Here is a 15,716-nt window from a genome sequence, read left to right as displayed (position 1 = left end):
TCATTAACTGGTCGACCACTGGTGAGGGGACCGCAGGATGCACGAGGCACCGGAGCTTGTGAGCGCGGCGGATCCCGCGTCTCAGGCCTGGCGGGCCAACGAGGAGGCCCACCGGGCGCTCGTGGAGGAGTTGCGCGGCAAGCTGGCCGCCGCCCGGCTGGGCGGCGGTGAGAAGGCCCGCGCCCGGCACACCGCGCGCGGCAAGCTGCTGCCGCGCGACCGCGTCGACACCCTCCTCGATCCCGGCTCCCCCTTCCTGGAGCTCGCTCCCCTCGCGGCCGACGGCATGTACGAGGGGCGGGCACCGGCGGCCGGTGTCATCGCCGGGATCGGGCGGGTCAGCGGGCGCGAGTGCGTGATCGTCGCGAACGACGCCACGGTCAAGGGCGGGACGTACTACCCGATGACCGTGAAGAAGCACCTGCGCGCGCAGGAGGTGGCCCTGGAGAACCGGCTGCCGTGCCTCTACCTCGTCGACTCCGGTGGCGCCTTCCTGCCCATGCAGGACGAGGTCTTCCCCGACCGCGAGCACTTCGGGCGGATCTTCTACAACCAGGCCCGGATGTCGGGCGCCGGCATCCCGCAGATCGCCGCCGTGCTCGGCTCGTGCACGGCCGGGGGCGCCTACGTCCCCGCCATGAGCGACGAGGCGGTCATCGTCCGAGACCAGGGCACGATCTTCCTCGGCGGCCCCCCGCTGGTGAAGGCCGCCACCGGCGAGGTCGTCACCGCGGAGGAGCTCGGCGGCGGCGATGTCCACGCGCGCGTGTCGGGAGTCACCGACCATCTCGCCGAGGACGACGCGCACGCCCTGCGGATCGTGCGGAACATCGTCGCGACCCTCCCCGCCCGCGGGACGCTCCCGTGGCAGGTCCAGCCCGCGGTGGAACCCAAGGTCGACCCCTACGGCCTCTACGGCGCCGTCCCCGTCGACTCCCGCACCCCCTACGACGTACGCGAGATCATCGCGCGCGTGGTCGACGGCTCCCGCTTCTCGGAGTTCAAGGCCGAGTTCGGGCAGACCCTCGTCACCGGATTCGCCCGCATCCACGGCCACCCGGTCGGCATCGTCGCCAACAACGGCATCCTGTTCTCCGAGTCCGCCCAGAAGGGCGCCCACTTCGTCGAGCTGTGCGACCAGCGCGGCATCCCCTTGCTCTTCCTGCAGAACATCTCCGGCTTCATGGTCGGCAAGGACTACGAGGCGGGCGGCATCGCCAAGCACGGCGCCAAGATGGTCACCGCGGTGGCCTGCACCCGTGTGCCGAAGCTGACGGTCGTGGTCGGCGGGTCGTACGGCGCCGGGAACTACTCGATGTGCGGGCGGGCGTACTCGCCGCGCTTCCTGTGGATGTGGCCGGGCGCGAAGATCTCCGTGATGGGCGGCGAGCAGGCCGCCTCCGTCCTCGCGACCGTCAAGCGCGACCAGCTGGAGGCGCGGGGCGAGGACTGGCCCACGGAGGCCGAGGAGTCCTTCAAGGCGCCGATCCGTGAACAGTACGAGCGCCAGGGGAACGCCTACTACGCCACCGCCCGCCTCTGGGACGACGGCGTCATCGACCCGCTGGAGACCCGTCAGGTGCTGGGCCTCGCCCTGACCGCCTGTGCCAACGCGCCCCTGGGTGAGCCCCAGTTCGGCGTCTTCCGGATGTGAGGGGGACGGAACCCATGTTCGACACAGTGCTCGTGGCCAACCGGGGCGAGATCGCCGTACGGGTCATCCGCACGCTCCGCTCGCTGGGTGTGCGCTCGGTGGCCGTCTTCTCCGACGCGGACGCCGACGCCCGCCATGTCCGGGAGGCCGACACGGCGGTGCGGATCGGTCCGGCCCCGGCGGCCGAGAGCTATCTGTCCGTGGAGCGGCTGCTGGAGGCCGCCGCCCGCACCGGCGCCCAGGCCGTCCACCCCGGCTACGGCTTCCTCGCGGAGAACGCCGGTTTCGCGCGCGCGTGCGCCGAGGCGGGGCTGGTCTTCATCGGGCCGCCCGCCGACGCCATCTCCCTCATGGGCGACAAGATCCGCGCCAAGGAGACGGTGAGGGCGGCCGGGGTACCGGTCGTGCCCGGCTCCAGCGGCAGCGGCCTGACGGACGCCGAACTGGCGGCCGCCGCCCGTGAGATCGGCACGCCCGTGCTGCTCAAGCCCTCCGCCGGCGGTGGCGGCAAGGGCATGCGGCTGGTGCGGGACGAGGCCGTGCTGGGCGACGAGATCGCCGCCGCCCGCCGTGAGGCCCGCGCCTCCTTCGGCGACGACACCCTCCTCGTCGAGCGGTGGGTCGACCGGCCCCGGCACATCGAGATCCAGGTGCTGGCGGACGGCCACGGCAATGTCGTCCACCTCGGGGAGCGCGAGTGCTCCCTGCAGCGCCGGCACCAGAAGATCATCGAGGAGGCGCCGAGTGTGCTGCTCGACGAGGAGATCCGCGCGTCGATGGGCGAGGCGGCCGTGCAGGCGGCCCGCTCGTGCGGCTACCGGGGCGCGGGCACGGTGGAGTTCATCGTGCCCGGCGGCGACCCGTCCTCGTACTACTTCATGGAGATGAACACCCGCCTCCAGGTGGAGCACCCGGTCACCGAGCTGATCACCGGGCTGGACCTGGTGGAGTGGCAGCTGCGGGTGGCGGCGGGCGAACGACTGCCGTACGAGCAGGACGACATCACACTCACCGGACACGCGGTCGAGGCCCGCATCTGCGCCGAGACCGTATCCGTCAAAGAGGGCGCGCGCGGGTTCCTCCCCTCCGGTGGCACGGTGCTGCGGCTGCGCGAGCCCCAGGGCGACGGCGTCCGCACCGACTCCGGGCTCAGCGAGGGCACGGAGGTCGGCAGCCTGTACGACCCGATGCTGTCCAAGGTGATCGCGTACGGCCCCGACCGCGCGACCGCGCTCAGGAAGCTCCGGGCGGCCCTAGCGGAGACGGTCACGCTGGGGGTGCAGACCAACGCCGGGTTCCTGCGGCGGCTGCTCGCTCACCCGGCGGTCGTCGCGGGCGAGTTGGACACCGGCCTGGTCGAGCGCGTGGTGGACGACCTGGTCACCACGGACGTACCCGACGAGGTCTACGAGGCGGCGGCCGCCGTACGCAGGGAGGCGCTGCTGCCGAAGGGGGACGGCTGGACGGACCCCTTCTCGGTGCCGAGCGGCTGGCGTCTCGGCGGGATGGCCAGGCCGGTCGGGTTCCACCTGCGGGTGCAGGACCCGGTGGAGTACGTCCCGCGCGGCCGCGCCGACGTCACGGACGACCGCGTGGCCGTCACCCTGGACGGCGTCCGCCACACCTTCCACCGGGCGGACGACTGGCTGGGCCGCGACGGCGACGCCTGGCATGTGCGCGACCACGACCCGGTGGCCGCCTCGCTCACCGGGGCCGCCCACGCGGGCGCCGACTCGCTCACCGCGCCCATGCCGGGGACGGTGACGGTGGTGAAGGTCGCCGTCGGCGACGAAGTGACCGCCGGACAGAGCCTGTTGGTGGTGGAGGCGATGAAGATGGAGCACGTCATCTCCGCCCCGCACGCCGGCACGGTCGCCGAACTGGACGTCACACCGGGCACCACGGTCGCCATGGACCAGGTGCTGGCCGTGATCGCCCCGCACGAGGAGGTGGAGTGACGGTGAACGGGCTCCCCATGGTCGTATCGGCCACCAACCTGCCCGCCCGCGTCCGCATCCACGAGGTCGGCGCGCGCGACGGGCTGCAGAACGAGAAGACGACCGTGCCGACGGAGGTCAAGGCGGAGTTCGTCCGCCGCCTCGCGGACGCCGGCCTGACGACGATCGAGGCCACCAGCTTCGTCCACCCGAAGTGGGTCCCCCAACTCGCGGACGCCGAGCAGCTGTTCCCTCTCATCGCGGACCTGAGGGGCGTACACCTCCCGGTCCTCGTGCCGAACGAACGCGGGCTCGACCGGGCGCTGTCTCTGAACGCCACACGCGTCGCCGTCTTCGCCAGCGCCACGGAGTCCTTCGCGAAGGCCAACCTCAACCGCACGGTGGACGAGGCACTGGCCATGTTCGAGCCGGTGCTGGCCCGGGCGAAGGCGGAGGGCGTCCACGTCCGGGGTTATCTGTCGATGTGCTTCGGCGACCCGTGGGAGGGCGAGGTCCCCGTCCCGCAGGTGGTGCGGGTCTGCAAGGCCCTGCTCGACATGGGCTGCGACGAGCTGAGCCTCGGCGACACGATCGGGGTGGCCACCCCGGGGCATGTGACAGCTCTCCTGACGGCACTGGAGGAAGCCGGCATCCCAGCGGCAGCTGTCGGCGTGCACTTCCACGACACCTACGGCCAGGCGCTAGCCAACACCTACGCCGCCCTGGAACACGGCGTCACCACGATCGACGCCTCCGCGGGCGGCCTCGGCGGCTGCCCGTACGCCAGGTCCGCCACCGGCAACCTCGCCACCGAAGACCTCGTGTGGATGCTTCAGGGCCTCGGCATCGACACCGGGGTCGACCTGGGCCGCCTCGTCGCCACGAGCGCGTGGATGGCCGGACAACTGGGCCGACCCAGCCCCTCCCGCACCGTACGAGCCCTCTCCCACAAGGAGCAGTGAACAGCCATGGACCACCGTCTGACCCCCGAGCTGGAGGAACTCCGCCGCACGGTGGAGGAGTTCGCCCACGACGTCGTGGCGCCGAAGATCGGCGACTTCTACGAGCGTCATGAGTTCCCGTACGAGATCGTGCGGGAGATGGGCCGCATGGGGCTGTTCGGCCTGCCGTTCTCGGAGGAGTACGGCGGCATGGGCGGCGACTATCTGGCGCTGGGCCTCGCTCTGGAGGAGCTGGCCCGCGTGGACTCCTCGGTCGCCATCACGCTGGAGGCCGGGGTCTCGCTGGGCGCCATGCCGATCCACGTCTTCGGCACGGAGGAGCAGAAGCGGGAGTGGCTGCCGAAGCTGTGCTCCGGTGAGGTCCTCGGGGCGTTCGGGCTGACCGAGCCCGACGGCGGCTCGGACGCGGGCGCGACCCGGACGACGGCCCGGCTCGACCCGGAGACGGACGAGTGGGTGATCAACGGCAGCAAGTGCTTCATCACCAACTCCGGCACGGACATCACCGGCCTGGTCACGGTGACTGCGGTGACGGGCCGCAAGCCCGACGGCAAGCCGCTCATCTCGTCGATCATCGTCCCGTCCGGCACCCCCGGCTTCACGGTCGCCGCCCCTTACTCCAAGGTCGGCTGGAACGCCTCCGACACTCGTGAGCTGTCCTTCGCCGACGTCCGCGTCCCGGCCGCCAACCTGCTGGGCGAGGAGGGCCGCGGGTACGCCCAGTTCCTGCGCATCCTGGACGAGGGCCGCATCGCCATCGCGGCGCTGGCGACGGGCCTGGCGCAGGGCTGTGTGGACGAGTCGGTGAAGTACGCCAGGGAACGCCACGCCTTCGGCCGTCCGATCGGCGCCAACCAGGCCATCCAGTTCAAGATCGCCGACATGGAGATGAAGGCCCACACGGCCCGCCTCGCCTGGCGCGACGCGGCCTCCCGGCTGGTCGCGGGCGAGCCCTTCAAGAAGGAGGCGGCCCTCGCCAAGCTGTACTCCTCCACGATCGCCGTGGACAACGCCCGCGACGCCACCCAGGTGCACGGCGGCTACGGCTTCATGAACGAGTACCCGGTGGCCCGGATGTGGCGGGACTCCAAGATCCTGGAGATCGGCGAGGGCACGAGCGAGGTGCAGCGGATGCTGATCGCGCGGGAGTTGGGACTGGTGGGCTGAGCCGGCCGACCCCTTGAGCAAGGCTCAACGACCCTCGATTACAAGGTCGTTGGGCCTTGTTGGCTTATGTGGCGACCTCACAGCCTGCGCACAACTTCGATCACAAGGGCCCCCACCCCTGGACATCAGCTCAGGTTAGGCTAACCTACCTTCGAATTGTCCGGCGCGTGATCCGCCCTGTTCGAAAGCAGCGTAGCCATGTCCAACGCCAGAGCCACCCACCTCACCCGCCGCGGCATCCTCGCCGCGGGCGGCGCACTCGGCCTCGGTGCCGTGCTCGCGGCCTGCGGAGACGACGACGCGAAAAGCGGTGGCTCCGGCGAGGAGACGACCGCCGCGAAGTCGGGTCCCTGGAGCTTCAAGGACGACCGCGGCACCACGGTGAAGCTCGACAAGGTGCCGACGAACATCGTCGCCTTCACCGGTGTGGGCGCCGCCCTCTACGACTACGGCGTCCAGGTCAAGGCCGTCTTCGGCCCGACGACGACCCCCGACGGCAAGCCCGACGTCCAGGCCGGCGACCTCGACGTCAGCAAGGTCACGGTCCTCGGCAACGAGTGGGGCAAGCTCAACGTCGAGAAGTACGCGGCGCTCGCGCCCGAGGTGCTCATCACCACGACGTTCGACAACGCGGGCACGCTCTGGTCCGTGCCCGAGGAGTCCAAGGACAAGATCGCCAAGCTCGCCCCGAGCGTCGCCATCTCCGTCTACGACCGCCAGCTGACCCAGCCGCTGGAGCGCATGTGGGCGCTGGCCGAGTCCCTCGGCGCGGACCTGAAGGCCGACAAGGTCGTGCGGGCCAAGAAGGACTTCGAGGCGGCGGCCGAGCGGCTGCGCAAGGCCGCGAAGTCCCGTCCCGAGATCAAGGTGCTGGCCGGTTCCGCCGCCGACACGATCTTCTACGTCTCCGGCACCAACTTCTCCATCGACCTGGAGTACTTCAAGGCGCTCGGCGTGAACTTCGTCGAGCCGTCGGAGAAGGCCAAGGCGAAGTCCGGTGGCTGGTTCGAGGACCTGAGCTGGGAGAACGTCGACAAGTACCCGGCGGACATCATCATGATGGACGACCGGTCCTCGACGATTCAGCCCGCTGACATCACCGAGGCGACGTGGAAGAAGCTGCCTGCGGTGAAGGCGGGGCAGGTCATCGCTCGGTCGCCGGAGCCGATTCTGTCCTACGACAAGTGCACGCCGTTGCTGACGAGCCTCGCCGAGGCCATCGAGAAGGCCAAGAAGGTCGCCTGAGTAAGTGCCACCAGAGGTTGTGGGGCGGCTGCGGGCCGGTTGTGGCTGGTCGCGCGGTTCCCCGCGCCCCTGGTGCGCCGCCCTGACGTCGATTCAGGAGTTACCCCCTATGACCACCGCCGTCGCCGCCCCGTTCCGGTTCTTCTCCCTTCATGTCGTACGGACTCGGCGGCTCGGGCCGTCCATGGTCCGGGTGACCTTTGGTGGGGACGATCTGGCGTACTTCTTCTCCGACGGGCGTGACCAGTCACTGTCGTTGTTCCTGCCGCACCCCCATCAGACGGAGCCGCAGGTTCCGTTGGAGCTCGGGGACGGGTGGTGGCAGGGGTGGCGGGAACTGCCGGACGACGTACGGGCCGTGATGCGGTCGTACACGCTGCGCGCGCTGCGCCGGAACCCGGACGAGATCGACATCGACTTCGTGCTGCACACCCCGGCCGGGCCCGCGTCCGAGTGGGCCTCGCGGGCCGCCGCCGGTGACCGGGTGCTGCTGCTCGGGCCCGCGATCGCGGACAACCGGGCGATCCGGTTCCGGGCGCCCGAGGACACCGACCTGGTGGTGATCTGGGGTGACGAGACCGCCGTACCCGCTGTCTCCGCGATCCTGGAGTCGCTGCCCGTCGGGACACCGGCCCGGGTGTGGCTGGAGGTGAGCGACGCCGGGGACATCCAGGACCTGGTGACGGAGGCGGACGCCGAGATCACCTGGTTGGTGCGGGAGGACGGGCTCGAGGCCGTCCGGGCCGGCCACCTCCCGCCCGCCGAGCACCCGTACGTCTGGATCGCGGGCGAGTCCGGCCGGGTGAAGGCGCTGCGCCGGCACTTCGTCGGCGAACGCGGCGTCGACCGGCGCCGGGTGACGTTCGTCGGCTACTGGCGGCACGGGATGACCGAAGAACAGCTGCGCGCCGCGGAGTAGTTGCTCCTGAGACCAGAGTGATCACGGTCACGGCCGAGGCTACCTTCATCCCGAGTTACTTAGGTTAGGCTAACCTAAGTTGCATTCGGCCAGTCGCAACCCCGCACTTCACGGCCCGTCCCCACCGGAGGACCTCCCCATGCGCTCGCACCTGCTCAATGACACGACCGCGGAGCAGTACCGCCGCTCCGTGACCGAAGGTATAGAGCGGGTGGCAGCCAAACTCGCCGCCACCGACCGTCCGTTCACCGGCGTCACGGTCGACGCCCTCTCCCCCGCCATCGACGCGATCGACCTCGACAAGCCGCTGCTGGACACCGCCGCGGTCCTCGACGAGCTGGAGGACGTCTACCTCCGGGACGCGATCTACTTCCACCACCCCCGCTATCTCGCCCACCTCAACTGCCCGGTCGTCATCCCGGCCGTGCTCGGCGAGGCGATCCTCTCCGCCGTCAACTCCTCCCTGGACACCTGGGACCAGTCGGCCGGCGGCACCCTGATCGAGCGCAAGCTGGTCGACTGGACGACGGCTCGGATCGGGCTCGGCCCGAACGCCGACGGTGTCTTCACCTCCGGCGGCACGCAGTCCAATCTCCAGGCGCTGCTGCTGGCCCGTGAGGAGGCGAAGACCGACTCCTTCGCCAAACTGCGCATCTTCGCCTCCGAGGTCAGCCACTTCAGCGTGAAGAAGTCCGCGAAACTGCTGGGCCTCGGTCAGGACTCCGTGGTCTCCATCCCCGTCGACCACGACAAGCAGATGCAGACCGTCGCCCTCGCCCGCGAGCTGGAGCGCTGCAGGCGGGACGGTCTCGTCCCCATGGCCGTCGTCGCCACCGCCGGCACCACCGACTTCGGCTCCATCGACCCGCTGCCCGAGATCGGCGAGCTGTGCGAGCAGTACGGGACCTGGATGCACGTCGACGCCGCATACGGCTGCGGGCTGCTGGCCTCCGTGAAGTACCGGGGCCGGATCGACGGCATCGAGCGCGCCGACTCGGTCACCGTCGACTACCACAAGTCCTTCTTCCAGCCCGTGAGTTCCTCCGCCGTGCTGGTCCGCGACGCCTCGACCCTGCGCCACGCGACGTATCACGCCGAGTACCTCAACCCCAGGCGCATGGTCACCGAGCGCATCCCCAACCAGGTCGACAAGTCCCTGCAGACCACCCGCCGCTTCGACGCCCTCAAGCTGTGGATGACCCTGCGCGTGATGGGCGCCGACGGCATCGGGCAGCTCTTCGACGAGGTCTGCGACCTGGCCGTGGAGGGCTGGCGGCTGCTGGCCGCCGACCCGCGCTACGACGTCGTCGTCGAGCCGAGCCTGTCCACCCTGGTCTTCCGCTACATACCGGCGGCCGTCACCGACCCCGCCGAGATCGACCGCGCCAACCTGTACGCCCGCAAGGCCCTGTTCGCCTCCGGCGCCGCGGTGGTCGCTGGCACCAAGGTCCAGGGCCGCCACTACCTGAAGTTCACCCTGCTCAACCCCGAGACGACGACCGAAGACATCGCCGCCGTCCTCGACCTGATCGCCGGCCACGCCGAGCAGTACCTGGGAGAGTCCCTTGACCGCGCGTCCTGAAAACCCGACCAGAACCCATGATTTCGTGGGGATCGGGCTCGGCCCGTTCAACCTCGGCCTCGCCTGTCTGACCGAGCCGATCGACGAGCTCGACGGTGTGTTCCTGGAGTCCAAGCCGGACTTCGAGTGGCACGCGGGCATGTTCCTGGACGGCGCCCACCTCCAGACGCCGTTCATGTCGGACCTGGTCACCCTCGCCGACCCGACCTCGCCGTACTCCTTCCTGAACTACCTGAAGGAGAAGGGCCGGCTGTACTCGTTCTACATCCGCGAGAACTTCTACCCGCTGCGGGTCGAGTACGACGACTACTGCCGCTGGGCCGCGAACAAACTGAGCAGCGTCCGCTTCGGCACGACGGTCACCGAGGTGACGTACGACGAGGAGGCCGAGCTGTACGTCGTGCACACCGCGGCCGGCGAGCGGTTCCGCGCCCGGCACCTCGTCCTCGGCACCGGCACCCCGCCCTACATACCCGAGGCCTGCCAGGGCCTCGGCGGCGACTTCCTCCACAACTCCCGCTATCTCCAGAACAAGGCGGAGCTCCAGAAGAAGGAGTCGATCACGCTGGTCGGCTCGGGCCAGTCGGCCGCGGAGATCTACTTCGACCTGCTCAGCGAGATCGACGTCCACGGCTACCGGCTGAACTGGGTGACCCGCTCCCCGCGCTTCTTCCCGCTGGAGTACACCAAGCTCACGCTGGAGATGACGTCCCCGGAGTACGTCGACTACTTCCGCGAGCTGCCCGAGGCGACCCGCTACCGCCTCACCGCCGAGCAGAAGGGCCTGTTCAAGGGCATCGACGGCGACCTGATCAACGAGATCTTCGACCTGCTCTACCAGAAGAACCTCGGCGGTCCCGTGCCCACCCGCCTGCTCACCAACTCCTCGCTGCACGGCGCGCGGTACGAGAACGGCACATACACCCTCTCCTTCCGCCAGGAGGAGCAGCAGAAGGACTTCGAGCTCGACTCGCAGGGCCTGGTCCTGGCCACCGGCTACAAGTACGCCGAGCCGGAGTTCCTGAAGCCCGTGCGCGACCGCCTGGTGTACGACTCCCAGGGCAACTACGACGTCGCCCGCAACTACGCCGTCGACGTCACCGGCCGCGGGATCTTCCTCCAGAACGCCGGCGTCCACACGCACAGCATCACCAGCCCCGACCTGGGGATGGGCCCGTACCGGAACGCGTACATCATCCGCGAGCTGCTCGGCACCGAGTACTACCCAGTCGAGAAGACGATCGCGTTCCAGGAGTTCTCGGTATGACGTTCACGTTCCGCACCCTCGACCCGCTGAAGGACGCCGAGCTCCTGCACGCCTGGGTCACCCACCCCAAGGCCGCCTTCTGGATGATGCAGGACGCGAGCCTGGTGGACGTCGAGCGCGCGTACATGGAGATCGCGGCCGACGAGCACCACCACGCCCTGCTCGGCCTCCAGGACGGCGTGCCCGTCTTCCTGATGGAGAAGTACGACCCCGCCCACCGCGAACTGGTCGGCCTGTACGAGCCGCGGCCCGGCGACATCGGCATGCACTTCCTGACCCCGCCCACCGACCGGCCCGTCCGCGGCTTCACCCGGTCCGTCATCACCGCCGTGATGGCCCACCTCTTCGAGGACCCGGCCGTGCAGCGCGTGGTCGTGGAACCGGACGTCTCCAACAAGGCCGTCCACGCCCTGAACGAAGCCGTGGGTTTCGTGCCCGAGCGCGAGATCCAGAAGCCGGAGAAGAAGGCGCTGCTCAGCTTCTGCACGCGCGATCAGTTCTGCGCCGCCCGAGGAGTAGCCGTATGACCCTGTCCGACGCCGTAGCGCATCTGTCCCCCCACCGCTGGGCGCGGGCCAACCGCCTCCTGATCCGCAAGGCCCTCGCCGAGTTCGCCCACGAGCGCCTCATCACGCCGGAGGCCGCCGGCGACGGCACCTACGTCGTCCGCAGCGACGACGGCCTGACCCGTTACACCTTCACGGCCACGGTCCGCGCCCTCGACCACTGGCAGGTCGACGCCGACTCGATCACCCGCCACCGCGACGGCGCCGAACGCCCGCTCGCCGCCCTGGACTTCTTCATCGAGCTCCAGAAGTCCCTGGGCCTGAGCGACGAGGTGCTGCCGGTCTACCTGGAGGAGATCTCCTCCACCCTCTCCGGCACCTGCTACAAGCTCACCAAGCCGCAGGTCCCGGTCGCCGAGCTGGTGAAAAGCGGCTTCCAGGCCATCGAGACCGGCATGACCGAGGGCCACCCCTGCTTCGTCGCCAACAACGGACGGCTCGGCTTCGGCATCCACGAGTACCTGTCGTACGCCCCCGAGACCGCGAGCCCCGTCCGGCTGGTCTGGCTCGCCGCCCACCGCTCGCGCGCCGCGTTCACGGCCGGCGTCGGCATCGAGTACGAGTCCTTCGTCCGCGACGAGCTGGGCGCGGAGACCGTCGACCGCTTCGACGCCGTCCTGCGCGACCAGGACCTCGACCCGGCCGACTACCTCCTCATCCCGGTCCACCCCTGGCAGTGGTGGAACAAGCTCACGGTCACCTTCGCCGCCGAGGTCGCCCAGCAGCACCTGGTCTGCCTCGGCGAGGGCGACGACGAGTACCTGGCCCAGCAGTCCATCCGGACCTTCTTCAACCGGTCCAGCCCCGAGAAGCACTACGTCAAGACGGCCCTGTCCGTCCTCAACATGGGCTTCATGCGCGGCCTCTCGGCGGCGTACATGGAGGCGACCCCCGCCATCAACGACTGGCTGGCCCAGCTCATCGCCGGCGACCCGATCCTGCGGAACACCGGCCTGACGATCATCCGCGAACGCGCCGCCGTCGGGTACCGGCACCTGGAGTACGAGGCCGCGACCGACCGCTACTCGCCGTACCGCAAGATGCTGGCCGCGCTCTGGCGCGAGAGCCCCGTCTCCTCCCTCCAGGACGGCGAGTCGCTGGCCACCATGGCCTCCCTCGTCCACGTCGACCACGAGGGCGCGTCCTTCGCCGGCGCCCTGATCGAGCAGTCGGGCCTGCCCCCCACTCAGTGGCTGCGCCGCTACCTGAAGGCCTACTTCACCCCGCTCCTGCACAGCTTCTACGCCTACGACCTGGTGTTCATGCCGCACGGCGAGAACGTCATCCTCGTCCTGAAGGACGGCGTCGTCGAACGCGCGATCTACAAGGACATCGCCGAGGAGATCGCCGTCATGGACCCGGACGCGGTCCTCCCGCCGACGGTCGAGCGGCTGCGCGTGGAGGTCCCCGAGGACAAGAAGCTCCTGTCCATCTTCACGGACGTCTTCGACTGCTTCTTCCGCTTCCTCGCCGCGAACCTCGCCGCCGAGGGAATCCTGGAGGAGGACGACTTCTGGCGCACGGTCGCCGAGGTCACCCGGGACTACCAGCGCTCGGTGCCCGAACTCGCCGACAAGTTCAAGCAGTACGACATGTTCACCCCCGAGTTCGCCCTGTCCTGCCTCAACCGCCTCCAACTGCGCAACAACAAGCAGATGGTCGACCTGGCGGACCCGGCGGGCGCCCTCCAACTGGTCGGCAACCTGAAGAACCCGATCGCAGGGCTGTAAGCCCCCCGGGCAGACGTGCACCCCGGAGTACGGTCCTCCGGGGTGCACGTCTATATGTCCAGGGCGGGCGCGCCGGGTTTTGGGGCGCGGGGAACTGCGCGATCAGCCCCCACCGGCCCGCAGACAAAACCCATTCACCAAGGAACCTGAGGCGACCGGTAGAAACTGATCCCCAACGCCTCCCACCGAGCCCCCTGTGCAGCCAGCCGAACCTTGTAGGTGTCCCAGTCGTGGGTGGCAGCCGGCGACCACCCCAGCTCAGCCACCCCCGCCAGCCTCGGAAACGCCATGTACTCAAGGTCGTCCGACTTGCTGAGCGTCTCCGTCCACATGGGCGCCTCAACACCCCGCACAGCCGCAGCAGGCACTCCCGGCAGATAGCTCCCCGGATCCCAGTCGTAAGACCGCTTCACCTCGACCAGACCGGCCCAGTCCAGCCCCAACGGCGTATCAGCGGTGTACTTCATGTCGAGATAGACCCGGTCAGCCGGAGACAGGACAACCCCGGCCCCGTTCCGCGCGGCGGCCGCGACCTGCTCCTTCTCCTCGGCACTCGTACTGTCCAACCCCCAGTACTGCGCCAGAGCCCCCCGCGAGGGGTTCGCTCCGGTCAGCTGGTGCCACCCCACCACCGTCTTGCCGTACTTGGCCACGATCGGCTGCACCCGGTCCATGAACCGCACATAGTCCTCGTGGCTGGTCGAGTGCGCCTCGTCACCCCCGATGTGCAGATACTTCCCCGGCGTAAGCGCCGCCAGCTCCCGGATCACGTCGTCCACGAAGTCGTACGTGATCGCCTTGCCGACGCACAGCGAGCTGAAGCCGACCTCGGTGCCGGTGTAGAGCGGAGGCGCGACGCCGTCGCAGTTCAGCTCGGCGTACGAGGCGAGCGCCGCGTTCGTGTGGCCCGGCATGTCGATCTCGGGGACGACCTCCAGATAGCGGGAGGAGGCGTACCGGACGATCTCCTTGTAGTCGGCCTTGGTGTAGAAGCCACCGGGCCCGCCGCCCACCTGCGTCGAGCCGCCGTACGAAGCCAGCCGCGGCCAGGAGTCGACGGCGATCCGCCAGCCCTGGTCGTCGCTGAGGTGCAGATGCAGCTTGTTGATCTTGTAGAGGGCGAGCTGGTCGACGTAGCGCTTGACCTGGTCGACGGTGAAGAAGTGCCGGGAGACGTCGAGCATCGCGCCGCGCCAGCCGTAGCGCGGGGTGTCCTGGATCGTGCCGCCCGCGACCAGCCAGGGCCCGGGCTGGACGGAGTCCTTCTCGACGGCCGCCGGGAGGAGCTGGCGCAGGGTCTGCACGCCGTGGAAGAGGCCGGCGGCGCCCGCGGCGGTGATGGTGACGCCGCCCCGGCCGCTGTCGAGGCGGTAGCCCTCGGCGCCGAACGGGCCCTTGGCCAGGCGCAGTCGGATGCCGCCGGAGCCGTGGGCGGTCACCGGGAGCCGGTAGCCGGTGGAGGGGCGCAGGACGTCGGCGAGGTACTCGCCCACGCGGCGGGACTCGCGGGAGTCGTCCACGCGGATGTGGGTGCCGCGGGTGATCCGGTACGGGGATCCGCCGGGGTCGACCGAGGCGGGCGCGGGGACCACCCGGTCGAGCGGGGTGGGCGAGGCCGCCCCGGCGGGGGTGGCTCCCGTCGCCGAGGCGCCCATCGCGACCAGCAGCAGGGAACCCAGCAGGCGGAACGTTCTGTGGTGCGGTCTCACACTGCCGACTCTCACAAGCGTGTCCCTTCCTTGAGCCGATGCGCTTGAGCCGTTTCGCTCCAAAAGGTCTGGACCACTCTCTCGTGAGACTGGTGGAACAATCCACCCCATGGCGGAAATCATCCAGAAGGACGGCACGTGGGTCTTCGACGGCGACGCCCTGAGGCTGACCCCCGGACGGGACAAGAACGTCAGTCTGTTCCGCAAGACGCTGGGTGAACTGGCCGTCCCCCTGGGGGCGTTGGCGGGGGTCTCCTTCGAGCAGGGCAAGAAGGCCGGGCGGCTCCGGCTGCGGCTGCGCGACGGCGCCGACCCGCTGCTGCACGCCACGGGCGGCCGGCTCACCGAGCCCCACGACCCCTATCAGCTGATCGTCGAGTCCGACCGGTACGGCGTCGCGGAGTACTTCGTGGAGGAGGTGCGCACCGCCCTGCTGCTGGACCAGGTCCCGGCCGACCCGGTCGACGCGTATCTGCTGCCGGGGCCGTCGGTCCCGCTGTCGGTCTCGGCCGGGGACGGCACCGCGACCTTCGACGGGGAGCACATCCGGCTGGAGTGGAACTGGAAGACGGAGGACGCCAAGGCCGCCGCCGGCTCCCGCACCCTGACCCTCGCCGACATCACGGGGGTGGAGTGGCATCCGGCGGCGGGCCTGGAGAACGGCCACCTCCGCTTCACCGTGCGGAACGCGCCGACCAAGGCCCCGCCCAAGTACGACCCCAACGCGGTGGAGCTGTGGGGGTTCAAGAAGGATCCGCTGATGGCCCTGGTCGCGGCGGCGGTCCAGGCCCGCCTCCCGCATCCGGCCGCGCCTGTCGCATCCGTCGCGGCCCCCGCGCCGCAGGAGGACACCGTGGTGGAGGACCACGACGCCCTCCTGCGCCGGCTGCGCGAACTCGGCGAGCTCCACCGCACGGGGGTGCTGACGGACGACGAGTTCACGATGGCCAAGCAGGCGGTTCTGAAGCGGTTGTAACG

12 protein-coding genes are annotated in these 15,716 nt (G+C 69.7%); 11 read left to right on the top strand and 1 reads right to left on the bottom strand.

Annotation, left to right across the window (positions count from 1 at the left end):
* Positions 1 to 37 precede the first annotated feature (37 nt).
* The 10 genes from ACFZBP_RS15555 to ACFZBP_RS15510 all read left to right on the top strand — a co-directional run bounded on the left by ACFZBP_RS15555 (position 38) and on the right by ACFZBP_RS15510 (position 13,029).
* The gene (locus ACFZBP_RS15555; RefSeq protein ID WP_391413427.1) at positions 38 to 1,654 is read left to right on the top strand and encodes a carboxyl transferase domain-containing protein; all 1,617 of its coding nucleotides are present in this window, start codon (positions 38 to 40) and stop codon (positions 1,652 to 1,654) included.
* Between the two features lie 14 nt (positions 1,655 to 1,668).
* The gene (locus ACFZBP_RS15550) at positions 1,669 to 3,612 is read left to right on the top strand and encodes a biotin carboxylase N-terminal domain-containing protein (protein ID WP_391413425.1); all 1,944 of its coding nucleotides are present in this window, start codon (positions 1,669 to 1,671) and stop codon (positions 3,610 to 3,612) included.
* Positions 3,613 to 3,629: 17 nt separating this feature from the next.
* Complete coding sequence (locus ACFZBP_RS15545) at positions 3,630 to 4,553, top strand: hydroxymethylglutaryl-CoA lyase (RefSeq protein ID WP_391414104.1); 924 nt, start codon at positions 3,630 to 3,632, stop codon at positions 4,551 to 4,553.
* Between the two features lie 6 nt (positions 4,554 to 4,559).
* On the top strand, positions 4,560 to 5,720 hold the full coding sequence (locus ACFZBP_RS15540; RefSeq protein ID WP_391413422.1) for an acyl-CoA dehydrogenase family protein: 1,161 nt from the start codon (positions 4,560 to 4,562) through the stop codon (positions 5,718 to 5,720).
* Positions 5,721 to 5,918: 198 nt separating this feature from the next.
* Positions 5,919 to 6,965: an ABC transporter substrate-binding protein gene (locus ACFZBP_RS15535; RefSeq protein ID WP_383454581.1), complete on the top strand. Its 1,047-nt coding sequence runs from the start codon at positions 5,919 to 5,921 to the stop codon at positions 6,963 to 6,965.
* 109 nt (positions 6,966 to 7,074) lie between these two features.
* The gene (locus tag ACFZBP_RS15530; protein ID WP_383454583.1) at positions 7,075 to 7,884 is read left to right on the top strand and encodes a siderophore-interacting protein; all 810 of its coding nucleotides are present in this window, start codon (positions 7,075 to 7,077) and stop codon (positions 7,882 to 7,884) included.
* 139 nt (positions 7,885 to 8,023) lie between these two features.
* Positions 8,024 to 9,466, top strand: coding sequence for a lysine decarboxylase DesA (gene desA / locus ACFZBP_RS15525; protein WP_391413418.1), 1,443 nt, complete (start codon positions 8,024 to 8,026; stop codon positions 9,464 to 9,466).
* Complete coding sequence (locus tag ACFZBP_RS15520) at positions 9,450 to 10,733, top strand: lysine N(6)-hydroxylase/L-ornithine N(5)-oxygenase family protein (RefSeq protein ID WP_383454588.1); 1,284 nt, start codon at positions 9,450 to 9,452, stop codon at positions 10,731 to 10,733. Before desA ends, ACFZBP_RS15520 begins: the two co-directional genes overlap by 17 nt.
* Positions 10,730 to 11,260, top strand: a complete 531-nt coding sequence (locus ACFZBP_RS15515) for a GNAT family N-acetyltransferase (protein WP_391413416.1) — start codon at positions 10,730 to 10,732, stop codon at positions 11,258 to 11,260. Before ACFZBP_RS15520 ends, ACFZBP_RS15515 begins: the two co-directional genes overlap by 4 nt.
* Entirely contained in the window at positions 11,257 to 13,029 is a 1,773-nt protein-coding gene (locus tag ACFZBP_RS15510) for an IucA/IucC family protein (RefSeq protein ID WP_391413414.1), read from the top strand. The genes ACFZBP_RS15515 and ACFZBP_RS15510 overlap by 4 nt, the downstream gene beginning before the upstream one ends.
* A 134-nt stretch (positions 13,030 to 13,163) precedes the next feature.
* On the opposite strand, the gene ACFZBP_RS15505 is transcribed toward ACFZBP_RS15510, so the two are convergent.
* Positions 13,164 to 14,738 carry a family 20 glycosylhydrolase gene (locus ACFZBP_RS15505; protein WP_391413412.1) on the bottom strand — a complete coding sequence of 525 codons (1,575 nt, stop codon included), beginning with the start codon at positions 14,736 to 14,738 and terminating at the stop codon, positions 13,164 to 13,166.
* Positions 14,739 to 14,847: 109 nt separating this feature from the next.
* On the opposite strand from ACFZBP_RS15505, the gene ACFZBP_RS15500 reads away from it, so the two are divergent.
* Positions 14,848 to 15,714 (top strand): DUF4429 domain-containing protein, encoded by an 867-nt coding sequence (locus ACFZBP_RS15500; RefSeq protein ID WP_383454600.1) that lies wholly within the window; start codon positions 14,848 to 14,850, stop codon positions 15,712 to 15,714.
* Positions 15,715 to 15,716: the final 2 nt, after the last annotated feature.

The organism is Streptomyces sp. NPDC008086, from assembly GCF_042957325.1.
In the GTDB taxonomy this organism is placed as follows: Bacteria; Actinomycetota; Actinomycetes; order Streptomycetales; family Streptomycetaceae; genus Streptomyces.
Note: the sequence above shows the minus strand (reverse complement) of the source record. Positions and strands in the feature narration are given on the sequence as shown.

Bases quoted from the DNA above. Each gene is read 5' to 3' on its own strand.
- ACFZBP_RS15555 (WP_391413427.1), top strand. From the start codon at position 38: ATGCACGAGGCACCGGAGCTTGTGAGCGCGGCGGATCCCGCGTCTCAG.
- ACFZBP_RS15530 (WP_383454583.1), top strand. From the start codon at position 7,075: ATGACCACCGCCGTCGCCGCCCCGTTCCGGTTCTTCTCCCTTCATGTC.
- desA (WP_391413418.1), top strand. From the start codon at position 8,024: ATGCGCTCGCACCTGCTCAATGACACGACCGCGGAGCAGTACCGCCGC.
- ACFZBP_RS15500 (WP_383454600.1), top strand. From the start codon at position 14,848: ATGGCGGAAATCATCCAGAAGGACGGCACGTGGGTCTTCGACGGCGAC.
- ACFZBP_RS15535 (WP_383454581.1), top strand. From the start codon at position 5,919: ATGTCCAACGCCAGAGCCACCCACCTCACCCGCCGCGGCATCCTCGCC.
- ACFZBP_RS15515 (WP_391413416.1), top strand. From the start codon at position 10,730: ATGACGTTCACGTTCCGCACCCTCGACCCGCTGAAGGACGCCGAGCTC.
- ACFZBP_RS15550 (WP_391413425.1), top strand. From the start codon at position 1,669: ATGTTCGACACAGTGCTCGTGGCCAACCGGGGCGAGATCGCCGTACGG.
- ACFZBP_RS15510 (WP_391413414.1), top strand. From the start codon at position 11,257: ATGACCCTGTCCGACGCCGTAGCGCATCTGTCCCCCCACCGCTGGGCG.
- ACFZBP_RS15545 (WP_391414104.1), top strand. From the start codon at position 3,630: ATGGTCGTATCGGCCACCAACCTGCCCGCCCGCGTCCGCATCCACGAG.
- ACFZBP_RS15540 (WP_391413422.1), top strand. From the start codon at position 4,560: ATGGACCACCGTCTGACCCCCGAGCTGGAGGAACTCCGCCGCACGGTG.